Annotated in this window: 13 protein-coding genes; 7 read left to right on the top strand and 6 right to left on the bottom strand. The window is 53.3% G+C overall.

The genetic code is table 11. From position 1 onward, the window contains the following. Positions 1-81: 81 nt before the first annotated feature. Positions 82-543, bottom strand: coding sequence for a hypothetical protein (locus ACFVSO_RS10265; protein ID WP_387472848.1), 462 nt, complete (start codon positions 541-543; stop codon positions 82-84). A gap of 245 nt (positions 544-788) precedes the next feature. Between ACFVSO_RS10265 and ACFVSO_RS10260 the strand changes: the two genes are divergently transcribed. The 6 genes from ACFVSO_RS10260 (at position 789) to ACFVSO_RS10235 (ending at position 6,637) form a co-directional block, all read left to right on the top strand. Continuing rightward, positions 789-2,537 carry an ABC transporter ATP-binding protein gene (locus tag ACFVSO_RS10260; RefSeq protein WP_387472846.1) on the top strand — a complete coding sequence of 583 codons (1,749 nt, stop codon included), beginning with the start codon at positions 789-791 and terminating at the stop codon, positions 2,535-2,537. 21 nt (positions 2,538-2,558) lie between these two features. Then, positions 2,559-3,233 (top strand): response regulator transcription factor, encoded by a 675-nt coding sequence (locus ACFVSO_RS10255; protein ID WP_387472844.1) that lies wholly within the window; start codon positions 2,559-2,561, stop codon positions 3,231-3,233. Continuing rightward, positions 3,230-4,300 carry a sensor histidine kinase gene (locus tag ACFVSO_RS10250; RefSeq protein WP_387472842.1) on the top strand — a complete coding sequence of 357 codons (1,071 nt, stop codon included), beginning with the start codon at positions 3,230-3,232 and terminating at the stop codon, positions 4,298-4,300. Before ACFVSO_RS10255 ends, ACFVSO_RS10250 begins: the two co-directional genes overlap by 4 nt. A 124-nt stretch (positions 4,301-4,424) precedes the next feature. Continuing rightward, positions 4,425-4,856: a hypothetical protein gene (locus tag ACFVSO_RS10245; protein WP_387472840.1), complete on the top strand. Its 432-nt coding sequence runs from the start codon at positions 4,425-4,427 to the stop codon at positions 4,854-4,856. 33 nt (positions 4,857-4,889) lie between these two features. Further along, on the top strand, positions 4,890-5,852 hold the full coding sequence (locus tag ACFVSO_RS10240; RefSeq protein ID WP_387472838.1) for a sugar kinase: 963 nt from the start codon (positions 4,890-4,892) through the stop codon (positions 5,850-5,852). Next, the gene (locus ACFVSO_RS10235) at positions 5,852-6,637 is read left to right on the top strand and encodes a DeoR/GlpR family DNA-binding transcription regulator (RefSeq protein ID WP_387472836.1); all 786 of its coding nucleotides are present in this window, start codon (positions 5,852-5,854) and stop codon (positions 6,635-6,637) included. Before ACFVSO_RS10240 ends, ACFVSO_RS10235 begins: the two co-directional genes overlap by 1 nt. 194 nt (positions 6,638-6,831) lie before the next feature. Here ACFVSO_RS10235 and nagA read toward each other — a convergent pair whose 3' ends face one another. Both nagA and nagB read right to left on the bottom strand, forming a co-directional pair. After that, a complete protein-coding gene (gene nagA / locus ACFVSO_RS10230) occupies positions 6,832-8,016 on the bottom strand; it encodes an N-acetylglucosamine-6-phosphate deacetylase (RefSeq protein WP_387472834.1) in 1,185 nt (394 codons plus the stop codon). Next, entirely contained in the window at positions 8,017-8,742 is a 726-nt protein-coding gene (gene nagB / locus ACFVSO_RS10225) for a glucosamine-6-phosphate deaminase (RefSeq protein WP_387472832.1), read from the bottom strand. It lies immediately after the preceding gene. Between the two features lie 358 nt (positions 8,743-9,100). Between nagB and fni the strand changes: the two genes are divergently transcribed. Then, entirely contained in the window at positions 9,101-10,186 is a 1,086-nt protein-coding gene (gene fni, locus ACFVSO_RS10220; RefSeq protein ID WP_387472830.1) for a type 2 isopentenyl-diphosphate Delta-isomerase, read from the top strand. A 39-nt stretch (positions 10,187-10,225) separates the two neighbouring features. On the opposite strand, the gene ACFVSO_RS10215 is transcribed toward fni, so the two are convergent. Genes ACFVSO_RS10215 through ACFVSO_RS10205 form a run of 3 tightly spaced genes read right to left on the bottom strand, consistent with a single transcriptional unit; the run spans position 10,226 to position 13,748 of the window. Continuing rightward, a complete protein-coding gene (locus ACFVSO_RS10215; protein WP_387472828.1) occupies positions 10,226-11,317 on the bottom strand; it encodes a Ger(x)C family spore germination protein in 1,092 nt (363 codons plus the stop codon). After that, a complete protein-coding gene (locus ACFVSO_RS10210) occupies positions 11,314-12,414 on the bottom strand; it encodes a GerAB/ArcD/ProY family transporter (protein WP_387472826.1) in 1,101 nt (366 codons plus the stop codon). The genes ACFVSO_RS10215 and ACFVSO_RS10210 overlap by 4 nt, the downstream gene beginning before the upstream one ends. After that, positions 12,411-13,748 carry a spore germination protein gene (locus ACFVSO_RS10205; protein ID WP_387472824.1) on the bottom strand — a complete coding sequence of 446 codons (1,338 nt, stop codon included), beginning with the start codon at positions 13,746-13,748 and terminating at the stop codon, positions 12,411-12,413. The genes ACFVSO_RS10210 and ACFVSO_RS10205 overlap by 4 nt, the downstream gene beginning before the upstream one ends. Positions 13,749-13,780 lie beyond the last annotated feature (32 nt).

The raw sequence follows: 13,780 nt of genomic DNA, 5'->3' as shown, positions 1-13,780 counted from the left end.
GCAGCGTCCTCGCGAGCCCGCGCCCGCGCTCTAAGCCGAGAAACTCGGCTAGCAGCGTCCTCGCGAGCCCGCGCCCGCTCTCTAAGCCGAGAAACTCGGCCTTGCAGCGTCCTCGCGAGCCCGCGCCCGCGCTCTAAGCCGAGAAACTCGGCTAGCAGCGTACTCGCGAGCCCGCGCCCGCTCTCTAAGCCGAGAAACTCGGCTTGCAGCGTACTCGCGCGCCCGCGCCCGCTCTCTAAGCCGAGAAACTCGGCTTGCAGCGTCCTCGCGAGCCCGCGCCCGCTCTCTAAGCCGAGAAACTCGGCTTGCAGTCGCTCCGCGCGCCCGCGCCCGCTCTCTAAGCCGAGAAACTCGGCTTGCAGCGTACTCGCGAGCCCGCGCCCGCGCTCTAAGCCAAGAAACTCGGCCTTGCAGCGTACTCGCGAGCCCGCGCCCGCGCTCTAAGCCGAGGAACTCGACTAGCAGCGTATCTGCGAGCATCATTCGCTCATACTTTTGAATGACAAAAGAAGTCTCCTTGAAATGGTTGCTCGACCCTTCCATTTTACAAAGGGCGGGCTTCTTTTTTTGAATGGAGAAGCGGTAGCGTTCGCCTTTGCCAATGTATCGGATTGGAAGAATGTTTCTTGTGCAGTTGGTATGAACAGCCATGCGCAGGTGTTAATAAGCTCCATCCTGTAGTCATGTAAGTTTTGGGGAGCGCTCAGTTTTGTATCCTTGTTTACATTCCGTTTAAACAGGGAAGGTACAGTAAGGATATAGAACAGATACAGATAGGAAGTGGAGAGATGGAACAAGGGAAAAAGAAAGGTGCGGTCAAGCGGTTTGCGCGGCTCATTATGGAGACGAATCCTCCTAAGCTGCTGCTGGGGCTGGCTGTGCTGTTAAGTGTGGTCACGACGCTGGTCGGGCTTACGATTCCGTTATTTACAAAAGAACTGGTGAACGGCTTTTCATTCGGATCACTTGGTTCCGGGCAGATTATCGGTATTGCAGCGGCATTCATCGCGCAGGTTGTAGCGGGAGGGCTGTCGGTCTATTGGCTCCATTACAGCGGCAACAAGATCGTATCCTCCATTCGAGAACGGCTATGGAGCAAGCTGCTGCGCCTGCCGGTGCCGTATTACGACAACAAGTCGTCGGGGGAGACGATTAGCAGGCTCACGAATGATACGGCTATTCTGAAAAGCTTGATTACCGAGCATATTACAGGCTTCTTCACCGGCATCTTGTCTGTAATCGGGGCGCTGGCCATTTTGTTCTACATGAACTGGCAAATGACGCTCGTGATGCTGGTCGTCTTCCCGGTAGCAGCGCTTATTATGGTTCCGATTGGATCTCGCATGTACAAGATTTCCAAGGAAACGCAGGAGGAAAACGCGAAGTTTACATCAGTTATCAACCGGGTCATCTCGGAGATCAGGCTGGTGAAGGCATCCGGCTCAGAGCCGATGGAGTATGAGCAAGGCCGTAAAGGCATTATGAATCTATTCCGCTTCGGTCTAAAGGAAGCCAAGATGCAGGCATTGATTGCGCCAGTCATTTCCTTTATTATATTGCTGCTGCTGGTTGGCTTGATCGGCTTCGGCGGGGTGCAGGTATCGTCGGGGGCGATGACAGCCGGCGAGCTGGTCGCCTTCATCATGTATTTGTTCCAGATCATGCTGCCGATTACGCAAATTTCACAGTTTTTCACGCAGTTTCAGAAGGCGATGGGCGCAACCGACAGCATTATCGCCATTATGGGCGCGGAGGAAGAGAATCAGAATAGCGGCAGCGATACTGAGCATATTCGCAAGACCGTAACACTGGATCGGGTCTCATTCGCCTATAAGCCGGAGGAGCCGATTCTGCAAGATGTTAGCATGAAGATTGAAGCGGGCAAGGTTACGGCGATCGTAGGACCTAGCGGCAGCGGCAAGACGACGATGTTCTCCCTGCTGGAGCGTTTCTACTCGCCCACCTCAGGAAGCATCCGCATCGGCAGTCAAGACCTGTCGGACGTGAAGCTGCGTTCCTGGCGGTCCAAGATCGGCTACGTCTCTCAAGAAAGTCCGATTATTGCCGGGTCGATTCGCGATAATTTGAGCTACGGGCTGGACCGGGCGGTCAGCGACGAAGAGATGGAGAATGCCGCCCGCATGGCGTATGCCGACGGATTCATCCGCGAGCTGTCGGACGGTTATGATACGGAGGTGGGCGAGCGTGGCATCAAGCTGTCTGGAGGACAGCGCCAACGTATTGCCATCGCAAGAGCGCTGCTTCGCGACCCGGAGCTGCTTATGCTGGATGAAGCGACCTCCAATCTGGACAGCAAGTCGGAGGAGGTCGTGCAGGACGCGCTCAAAAACTTGATGGCCGGCCGTACGACGCTCGTCATCGCACATCGCTTATCTACGGTGGTGGATGCGGATACGATCGTATTTTTGGAAAAGGGACGGATTACCGGCAAAGGAACGCATGAGCAATTGTACCGCTCGCATACCTTGTACCGGGAATTTGCGGATGGACAATTGAAGATGAATAAAACAGCCTGACAAAGCGAGGAGGGATAGCATATGGGTTATGTGCTTATTGTAGACGATGATCCCCATATCCGGGAGCTTGTGAGCGTCATATTGGCGAAGGAAGGCTATCAAGTGCAGCATGCGTCCGATGGCATGAAAGCCATGGACATCATGGATGCGTCACCGGCAGATATGGTTATCTTGGATATTATGATGCCGAATATGGATGGCTGGGAGCTGTGCCGCAATCTGCGCGAGCACTATGATATCCCTATTTTGATGATCACGGCCAAAGGCGAATTGCGGGATAAAGTGAAGGGTTTCCACATCGGGACAGACGATTATATTGTCAAGCCGTTTGATCCGCAGGAGCTGGTCGTCCGCGTACGGGCACTCATGAAGCGGTACCGCATCGCAATCTCCCAGCAAGTGTCGGCAGGCGAGCTGACGATGGATCGGACTACGTACCAAATGAGCGTGAATGGCGAGGCCGTGACGCTGCCGCCGAAGGAATTTGAGCTGCTCTTCGTGTTGATAGGCAACAAGGGGCGTACGCTGTCACGGGGCTCGCTAATTGAGTCGATTTGGGGATACGACTTCGACGGCAACGAGCGAACGCTCGATGTCCATGTGAACCGGCTGCGCGAGCGGTTTGCGGGCTGGGGCGTCACAGCCAGGATCACGACAGTTCGGGGACTCGGCTACCGGATGGAGGCTGCGGAATGAACCGGAAAATCTCCAAAACCGAGATGGCGGTGAAAGGCTCAGGCGCACTCGCGCTGCTGTTTCTGCTATGCTGCGTCGCGTTTACGGCGGCGTATTTCCTCACCAGATGGTTTTATGAGACGCATCCGGTTTCCTGGAACGACTTTATCGTCCAGCTGGTGAATTGGGGGCTTGGCCTGTTCATTCTGATCTTATTGGGATTTGTAGTCAGCATCGTGACACGCCCGAAGCAGGTTGTCGTCTGGAATGAGATGATGGCCGCTCTTCGCCGCATCGCCAAAGGCGACTTCAATGTCGTCATTGATCAGGAAGGGAAGTATCGCGGCCAAATCGGCGAATTTGTCGATTCCATCAATGAGATGACGCAGGAGCTGCGGCAGGTGGAGAGGCTGCGCCAGCAGTTCATCTCGGATGTGTCGCATGAAATTCAGTCGCCGCTCACCTCGATTCGCGGATTTGCCAATACGCTGCAGCGCGAGGATCTCTCCCGCGAGGAGCAAAGGCGCTACCTCTCTATCATCGAAAAGGAGACGGTCCGGCTATCCCGGCTGAGCGATAATTTAATGAAGCTGACGTCACTGGAATCCGATCACGTGGAGTGGGAGAAGCAGCGTTACCGGCTGGATACTCAGCTTGAGCATGTTGTCCTCTCTTGCGAGCCGCAATGGCTGGACAAGGAGCTGGATATTGAGCTGGATACAGAGCCCTGCCCTATTCGCGCCAATGAGGAGCTTCTTAGTCAAATATGGCTGAATCTGCTGCATAACGCGATCAAGTTCACGCCTCATGGCGGCAGCATCCGAATCTCGCTGAAGAAGGTGGAGGATGCGGCGCGAGTAGAGGTGTTCGACACGGGCATCGGTATCTCGCAAGAGGATCAGCAGCGGATCTTCGAGCGCTTCTACAAGGGCGACAAGCAGCGGACCAGAACCGCGGAGGGCAACGGTCTGGGCCTATCGATCGTCCATAAGATTACGGAGCTTCACGGAGGCACAGTCAAAGTCAAGAGCTCACCGGGCGAAGGAACCGTATTCGAGGTTGTATTGCCCCTCCATGAATCGCTATGATGAGAGAGAAGACTGCCAGGCGAATAGGCTCGCTGTGGCAGTTTTTGCTTTTTGTTCATTTGAAAATTGTACGGTTTCTGATAAACTACTTATTATAGGTAAAACAAAACAGGAGGAATTGAGAATGTCTGGAGCAATGATGTTACTGCACGTTCTGGGCGCTGTAGGTATGGGATTCTATATCGTGCTGCCTATTATGCTGGGAGGAGCTTCGAAGCTTGCGGGAACGGGACAAGGCGGCCTTGCCTCCGGCTTGCTTTCGGCGAACCGTATCGCCCAATATTTTCTGGTGCTGCAATTATTGACGGGCGGCTACTTAATGTCGCAAGGCGACTATGCCGTTATCTGGATGATAATTGTTACCGTTTTATTTTTGGCTATTGCCGCAATCGGCGGGATTATCTCCAAGCCGCTTAAGCTGGTTGTAAGCCAGATTCAAGCCGGGCAAAGCGCTTCTGCACCAATTAACAAAGCAAAAGTGATGAGCCTTATTATCCTGGTGCTGTACGTTGCCATGATCTATTTCATGGTGGAGCCTATTTACAAACCACTCTAGGGAAAATGATAAAGAACGGGTTATTAGGGGGATATGGTTGTGCGTGAAAGTTCACCTCAGATCGTAACGTTCGGAGAGTCGATGGCGCTATTTATGCCGGAAGAGCATAAATCGCTCGAGCGCGCAGCGACGCTTGAGCAGAGCTTCGGCGGCGCGGAAAGCAATGTTGCAATCGGCCTTGCCAGACTCGGTACTTCCGTGGGCTGGTTCGGAGCGCTCGGCGACGATCCGTTCGGAAAGCTGATCATGAAGACATTGCGCGGAGAAGGTGTTGACATCTCCCGTGTGAGATTTAACGGAGAAGCGCCGACAGGCATGATGTTCCGCGAGCATGTTGCGGGCAGACTAGCCGTCCATTATTTCCGCAAAGGGTCGGCAGCAAGCAGAATGACGCCAGAGGATTTGGACGAGGATTATATTCGCAGCGCCAAGCTGCTGCATGTGACCGGCATTACTTGCGCCTTGGGAGAGGATTGCCGCAGAACGGTTCGCCGGGCGGTCGATATTGCCAAGGAAGCGGGCGTTCTGGTCAGCTTCGATCCTAACTTGCGTCTCAAGCTGTGGTCGATCGAAGAAGCGCGCAAGACGCTGCTGCCGCTTGCTGCGGACGCCGATTACTTCTTGCCGGGCTGGGACGAGCTGAAGCTGCTGTATGATACAGATGATTATGCAGAAATAAAGGAACATTTGAATGCCCTGAAGGGCGTTAGCGTTATTAAAGGCATGGGAGATGCGACCGTTGTGCTCGACAAGGGCGTCGAGACCGCTATCCCGTTCTATCCGGCGGAGCAGGTTGTCGATACGGTAGGAGCCGGCGACGGCTTCTGCGCAGGCTTCCTCGCAGGCATTATGAAGGGGCTGACGCCCATCGAGGCGGTTCGCCTTGCCAGCATTAACGGTTCACTGGTTGTCCAGATGCGCGGAGATTGGGAAGCGCTGCCGGAATGGGAAGTCGTAGAGCAACGCATGTCGGCTAAGGCATGGGTGGAGCGCTAATGGTGATCGAAGGGAACGGTTCGAAGGGACAGCGCCGCCGAGAGGCGATTCTGCAGCTGCTTAAGCAGCAGGGCCGCATCACGATCGTCGAGATGGTCGAGCGCTTCGGCTGCTCGGAAGCGACAGCCAGACGGGACCTGGAGCAGATGGAAGGCGTCTATCCCGTTATCCGTACAATTGGCGGCGCCATGTACGATGGGATGGGCACCATGAGAGAGCTTCATTTCGCCGAGAAGGAAGGCTTGTCGATTCTGGAGAAGGAGAAGATCGCCCAGACGGCTGCCAAGCATATTGTCGAAGGCGATGTTATCGGCCTCTCCGGCGGTACAACCAACTTCTTGCTTGCGAAGCTGCTCAAGGCCCGTAAAGGAATTACCGTCGTCACCAATGCGGTCAACATCGCTATGGAGCTGGCTGGCAGTCCGATCCAGGTTGTTGTGACCGGCGGCATTATGCGGCATAATAGCTTCGAGCTGTGCGGGCCGCTTGGCGAAGGGATGATTGCCCAGTTGCATATCGGCAAGATGTTCATCGGTATTGACGGCATCTCCGCAGTGGGCGGCATCTCCAGCTACTCCGAGCAAGAGGCGCAAAGTGCCAAAGCGCTGATCAAGCGTTCGCAGGAAACATATGCGGTATTCGACCATACGAAGGCGAATCGGACGTCGCTGTTCTCCGTAGCCGCAATCTCGGAGCTGAAGGCGGTTATTACCGATTCTCCGCTGACCGGTGAGTTGGCTGAGGAATTGAAGCGCCATCATGTATCCATTCACCTTACGGATTAACCATAAAGAGCTGTCCCGCAAGTCTGACATGACGAAGGGACAGCTCTTTTTCGATTAAAAGGTTACATCTTGGCTGGATATACAGACCTCCAGAAGCAGGCAATCAAGTAAGAACCAGAAAAGGCGGTGCCTGGGATAATTCCCCTGGCACCGCCTTTTCTTTATTTCGTCATATTGGCATCTATAATTCAAGCTTATTCGGATTTATGAAATACGGTACGGCCTTGCACCCAAGTGCATTCCACGTTGAATTCAGCGTCTGCCAGCACGAGATCGGCTTGCTTGCCTTCAGCGATGGAGCCGGTGCGGTCGAAGATGCCAAGCTCGCGCGCAGGGTTGCCGCTAGCCAGTTGGCTCACTTCAAGAATGCCTAGCTTCGAATGGTTCAGCATGTAGCGGAATGCGCGAATCATCGTCAAGCTGCTGCCAGCCAGCGCATTGCCTTCGCGCAGACGCGCGGTTCCGTTCTTCACCACAACGGCCAGTCCGCCCAGCTCGTACGTGCCGTCAGGCATGCCTGCAGCTTCGATTGCGTCCGTCACGATAATGACTCGGTCGAGCGGCTTGGCAGCCAGCATAAGCGCGATAGCGGCGGGATGCACATGCTCACCGTCGGCGATAATCTCCGTGTAGATGCGATCATCGGTCAATACGGCGCCTAGCGTGCCAGGCTCGCGGTGATGCAGGCCTCGCATAGCGTTGTACGTATGAACGGCATGCGTCAGTCCGGCGTCGGCTGCAGCTTTGACCTCGTCATAGACGGCATCCGTATGGCCTGCTGCCGCAATGATGCCATTCTCCGACATCCAAGCGATCGCTTCCTTGGAGTTGTTCTTCTCCGGAGCCAGCGTCAGCAGCTTCACCATGCCAGGATGCTTCTCATTCCATTCCTTCAGCCATTCCAGCTGAGGGTCTTGAATGTAAGCCGGATTTTGGGCGCCAGGCCACTTCTCGCTAATAAATGGACCTTCCAGATGCACACCCAGCAGCGGAGCATATTGATTGCCTGATTGCTGGTACTCCGCAACGGCGTCCAGTACAGCATCAATCGCTTCCTTCGAAGCCGTCATCGTGGTAGCCAGCATGCCGGTTGTTCCTTGCGATGCATGGAACTTCGTAATCCGGTCAAAGCTTTCGCTATTGGCATACATGAAGTCGCCTCCGAAGCCGCCGTGCACGTGAACGTCGATAAAGCCTGGCAGCAGCCAGCCTCCTTTGCCATCCACTGATTCTGCATCAGCAGGCAGCTCCGCGGAGGACTCCTCCGGCACGATCGCGGCAACACGACCGTTTGATACTTGCACGCTACCCTTTACAACCCGATCCTCCAGCACGATATGAACGTTATGAATGTTCCAAGTCAGGGAGCTCATTGTCATTTATCCCAGCATCCTTCCCGCTTCACGATCAAGCAGAACCGTTACTCGCGGATGTGTCTGCAGCAAGGAAGCAGGCACCTTAGTCGTAATTGGACCGGTCAGCGCTTCTTTCACAATATGCGCTTTGTCGGAGCCGCGAACGACCAGCAAGATGGTGTTCGCCTTCAATATGGAGCCGATGCCCATCGTGTACGCTTCCTTCGGCACTTCGTCGATGGATGCGAAGAAGCGGGCGTTGGCTTCGAGAGTCTCTTCTTTCAGCTTCACAACATGCGTGCCTGCGGACAGATGCTCATCAGGCTCGTTGAATGCGATATGTCCATTATGGCCAAGGCCGAGCAACTGAATATCGGCAGGGCATGCGTTAATCATCGCTTCATAGCGGACGCATTCATCTTGCGGATTTTCAGCCATACCGTCTGGCAGGTGCGTCTGGATTGCCGGAATGTCGACATGCGAGAAGAGGTTCTTATTCATATAGTAGGCGTAGCTTTGATCGTTATCCGGCGTTAGCCCCACATATTCGTCGAGATTATACGTTGTAACGCCGCTGAAGCTCACTTTTTTGTTAGTGTAGTCTTCTACCATTTTGGCATAAATGCCGACAGGTGTCGATCCTGTCGCAAGACCCAGCACCGCATTCGGTTTTTCGTTAATCAGTTTGCGGAAGATCTCCGCTGCGTACAGATCAAGCTCTTCGGATGTTTCAAAAATACGGATGTCCATGATAATGCCTCCTGATTGTTTGAATTAAACAACGAGCGAAAAAGCGGCCGTTGTATACCGTTTGTCGTATGTCTTAAGTGTATATGAAAGAGCAGCAATACACAATAATTTTGATCGACAAATTCAAATATTTGATTGGAATAATCATAGGATAATGAAGGTTTAATTGGTTTATTTAGGAAATCGTATATAAACTAAGTTCTATGTCCATGTGCGACGGCCCCCGTTTCCTGATGGATCGTCCTATTCCGTCACTGGGGAGTCCCGCGGAAGCGCAAACCTCAAAAATATGCTATGCTAATCGGTAAAGCAATCTTGCAGAGCCCGCCCATAACAGAGGTAAACGGGAGGTGAGGCCATGCAACCAGGAGGTCAATCTTTGAAGTCAACTAGCGAGGGCCATATCGAAAAGCGCAAAGGCGAGCATATTCGAATCTGTCTGCAGGAGGAAGTAGCCGGTGTCGGCATCCAAACAGGGTTTGACGACTATCGCTTCAAGCATAATGCGCTCCCTGAGCTGTCGTTCGAGCGTATTCGTCTGGATACGGAATGGTTCGGACAGCCGCTGCGGGCACCGCTGCTTGTCAGCTCAATGACGGGCGGCACCAATGAGGCGGGTGCCATTAATAAGCGGCTCGCGATGGCTGCCGAAGAGCGAGGCTGGGCAATCGGGCTCGGCTCCATGCGCGCGGCACTGGAGAAAGAGGAGCTTGCCTCTACCTTCAAGATTCGTGCCTTTGCGCCGCGTATTCCGATCATCGCTAACATTGGGGCTGTCCAGCTGAATTATGGGATGGGACCGGAGGCATGTCAGCGCGCGGTCGATCTGGCCGAGGCGAATGCGCTTGTCCTTCATCTTAATGCCTTGCAGGAAGTATTCCAACCGGAAGGCGATACGGATTTCAGCGGACTGCTTGGCCGAATTGAAGAAGTGTGCCGCAACGTAGCGGTTCCCGTTGGCGTGAAGGAAGTGGGCTGGGGAATTGACGGCCGGACAGCTGCCCGATTGAGCGAAGCAGGCGTCGCTTTTATCGATGCGGCGGGAGCAGGCGGAACATCATGGAGCCAGGTTGAGAAGTTCCGTGTCAGCGATCCGGTACGCCGCCAGGCCGCCGAAGCGTTCGCCGGATGGGGTATCCCAACCGCTGAGAGTGTAGCGGAAGTACGGGCTGCGCTCCCTTCGATGCCCATCGTTGCAAGCGGCGGGCTGCATAACGGGGTGGATGCCGCCAAAGCGATTGCGCTTGGTGCGAATATGGCGGGCTTCGGACGTTCGCTGCTCCCACAAGCAGCAGGAGAGAATAGCGCGTTGTCGATCGAGGGGCTGATTGAACAGTTCGAACGGATCGAATTTGAGCTAAGAGCGGCTATGTTCGGCATCGGTGCGGCCACTATTTCGGAGCTTGGCGGCACAGACAGGCTGGTCAGAATCTCTTCAACATAGCAACAATATGAACGGCAAGCCTGCTCATAAGGCTTGCCGTTATCTGATTAATCCGGTACCTTCGATTTTGACCATCGCTTCTACGTTGAACTTGGCATCCGGGTAGAGCTGGGTCCAATTTTGCCAGGAATTCGCGCTGGAATGGGTCGCACGGTACCGAAGACCGAATCCGAAGGGGTCAATGCCATGGCGCTGGATCTTCTTCAGCAGGGTAATGGCTGCCTTCTCATACTCGGAAGCCAAGGCATCCTCCACCGGCTGCCAAGGCTTGTCGAACAGGCCGCTAGGCGCTTCCTCAAATACAACATCCATTTTAATTTTCACGGCTATGAGCAGAGGATCGGTTTTTTCATTAATTCGGAAGCTGGAGTTCAATTGATTGATCGCAATAACCATGGGTGTGCCTTTGAACATGCCATGCATGGATGCTTTCGTAAAGTGGTCTGACATTTGATTAAACAACTGGGTCTCGGTAGGAGATAAAATCAATTTGATCTTACTCTTGTCGAATAGAGCGACTTGATTAATGACGTAGCTTTCCTTGCCGTCATTCGTAATGATCGCGAGCACCGGATCCATGCCCTTCTCCGTCACTCTCCGTGATAGCCCCGATAACGTCTCGGCATAATTGTACGATGACTCCGTGCCATCAGCCCCGAAGGACAGCAGCAGCGAGTTGCCTGGATAACGTTCGGATGCCGGCTGTACGTGCAGCACGTTCTCTGCCGTAGGCCTTCCCACGGCAAGTGTAGCCACGCTTTGAATGTCCCGTCTGCGCAGCATCCAATCGATGGAATGGTTAATGTCCCGCTTGGCCAGCTCCTCGCCGATAATCATCATCTTGCAATGACCAAAGTCCAGCTCCTTGTCTACATAGGCCTTAAGCATCCGCACCCCTTCGGCAATGGTTGGCGCGTCAATCGTCTCATATTGGATTTTGGATGCGCCGGGCTCAATCTTTGGTGACGGAATGGCGAGCTGAAGAGTAATCCGATACGGCTTGCTTTCGTTGCCGGACCAGTCTATGCCAGTGCCGACCACAAAAAATCGCTTATCGATATCCTTGAAGCCGCAACCGCTAAGTGTAAGCAATGCCAGGAATAGAGAGAGTACAGCCACATTGCGTTTCATTCCGGTCTCAGTCTCCTTCTGCTCAGGATGAACACCCAGAGTACGCTTACCACCTCTGTGAACATTCGAAGCACCAGCCAATAGGAGGTGATGAGATAGTTGATTTTCTCATTCGTGAAGATGAGATACAGCACGGTTGCCGTTGCGAACACTCCAAGAATGATATAGTTGGATTTCGGTGCTTTGGGACTATCGATCTCCGGCTTGCTGCCTTTGAAGCAGCTCTTGATATATTCCATGCCGAGATGCCAGCCGGACATCGTATAGACGAGCGTCAAGTTGAGAAACACGATCAGGAACAGGAACATGACGCGCTCAATAAACCCATACTGCATGCTTAGCGAGTCAGAGGTTACCGCCCAGAGGTAAATATACCGGTCCACCCCTTCTGTCCCGTGAAAGCCTATCGGAACAAAAAACGTGATGAGCAATATGACAAATCCCAGAATGGGATAGATATAGAGATGCTTGAAGCGGAAATTGGGCGGGAACAGCCTGTTGAACAGCGCCAAGTGGATATAGCCTGTAAAAATGAGCGTCGCCGCAGCTATGGTAATAATGGTTGGCATCTCCATGACATGATTGGCGACCACCCGGATCGCATCGAAATTAAGCTGAGGGCTCCGCACCATCTTGAACAAAATAAACAGAATGATCGGAGCGTTCACGATGATTCCGATTTCAATGATGAAGGCTATCGTCAAGGTGGAGCGGGACGCGGCGTAAGCGGCAGCGATGACCATCATGATCAGAATAACTGTTGTGTTGGCGTCCGGGTTGAAAAAACGGTTAATAAGCACGGCATAGGCGACCACGACAATCGTAGAGGAGAACCACCACATGACGGCGAAAAAAATGGACGTAAGCGATACCAGCCATCTGGGACAATGAAGCTTCATAATTTCCGGAAAGCCGAGTCCGGGGTAGCGGGTCATTGCGTTCGTGAACATATAGATGAGTATAGCCCCGATGACAGGCGCAACGAGCAGAGAAGATACACCGCCTGAATAACGGTTTTTTACCAAAATATGCGGCACGAACAGCATCAGATTCATGAGGCTGACCAGCATGAAATTATAGAAGAAATATCGGTTCATTTGGTTCTCACCTGCCCAACGTCTCCCTCTGCCGGATTAATCTTGCCGTGCAGTCGGAAGTAAGGTTTGCCGAAGCTTCTAAGATTGCATAGATAACATACGTAGAGAAACAGCCCTATCGCCACGCCGGAGATGCCGAAAAAGATAGAGGCGGCGATTAAGGGATACTTCAGAAATCGCACGGAGAACGATAACGAGTTGATCGGAATCACGAAGTTGGAAATCGCCACTACCGACGTTACAATAATCATAATGCTGCTGACCAGGCCCGCTTGTTGAGCAGCTTGCCCCAGGATCAGACCGCCGACCGTTGTCGCCGTTGACCCGATATATCGGGGCAGTCGGATACTCGCCTCGATCAGCGTCTCAATCATGAACAACATAATAAACACCTCAATATAGGACGGATAAGGCACGGCAGAGCGGCTTGCCGCAATCGAGAAGGCAAGCTGTACCCGGAACAGCTCTGGATTGTACGAAACAATGGCGATATAGAGCGCCGGAAGCGTAATCGTCAAGACGATCGACATGTATCGGATCAGGATAAGAGCCCTTGTCATCCAATAAGCCTCATAATTATCTTCGATGGCATGCATGAAGTCGAAGAAGGACACGGGCATGATCAGGGCGAACATGCTGCCTTTAATAAGTACGATCACTTTGCCCTTGCTCAGCGCTTTTGCGATACGATCGGGGCGCTCGGTGATGAGGACGGTCGGGAAGAGATGCCGGCGCTTGCCAATTAACAGCTTCTCCAGTTCTCCGGCGGCATGCACCATATCTACGCTGATGCTGCTCAGCTTCGAGCGGACATTGTCCAGTACGGATGGATCGACATGCCGCTGATCGAATACAACAAGCAGAGGTGTCTTTGAGATATAGCCTACGGAATATTCCTCGATGCCAAGCTCGGGTACCGGATACATCGTCCGAATCAGATTTAGAGATTTGTTCAAGTCCTCGCTCAGGGCAATCTGCGGACCTTGGATGGCGCTCTCGACTTGTGTCTGCGGGCTTTCATTGCAGATGACGTCCCCTGTAAAGAAAGAATAGATTTCCCCGGTTTCGTTATCTTGAATCAATACATTGCCGCGCAGCAAGAGGTCCTGCCATCTGGCTGGGTCTTCGACCTTAAGGTACTCCGGTATGGTCTGAAGCTGTTTGCGGTAAGGGATTTCTTCCTTCGTAAAGGGAACGGTTATAAAATCGCTGACCATCTTCTCGTCGCATAGCGGAGCGATATACGCAATGTCGATATTCATGGCATTGTTGGTTAGCGTATAGGTTTTCAGATCCGCCGCTTCGGCGAATAATAAGCGGATTCGTTCGTTCATGGCGCTCGCCTCCGGATCAACGAATGTCTTAC

This window comes from Paenibacillus sp. NPDC057967, assembly GCF_042887015.1.
Classification (GTDB): Bacteria; Bacillota; Bacilli; order Paenibacillales; family Paenibacillaceae; genus Pristimantibacillus.
The sequence above is the reverse complement of the archived record's forward strand: the minus strand, read 5'-3'. Positions and strand labels throughout refer to the sequence as shown.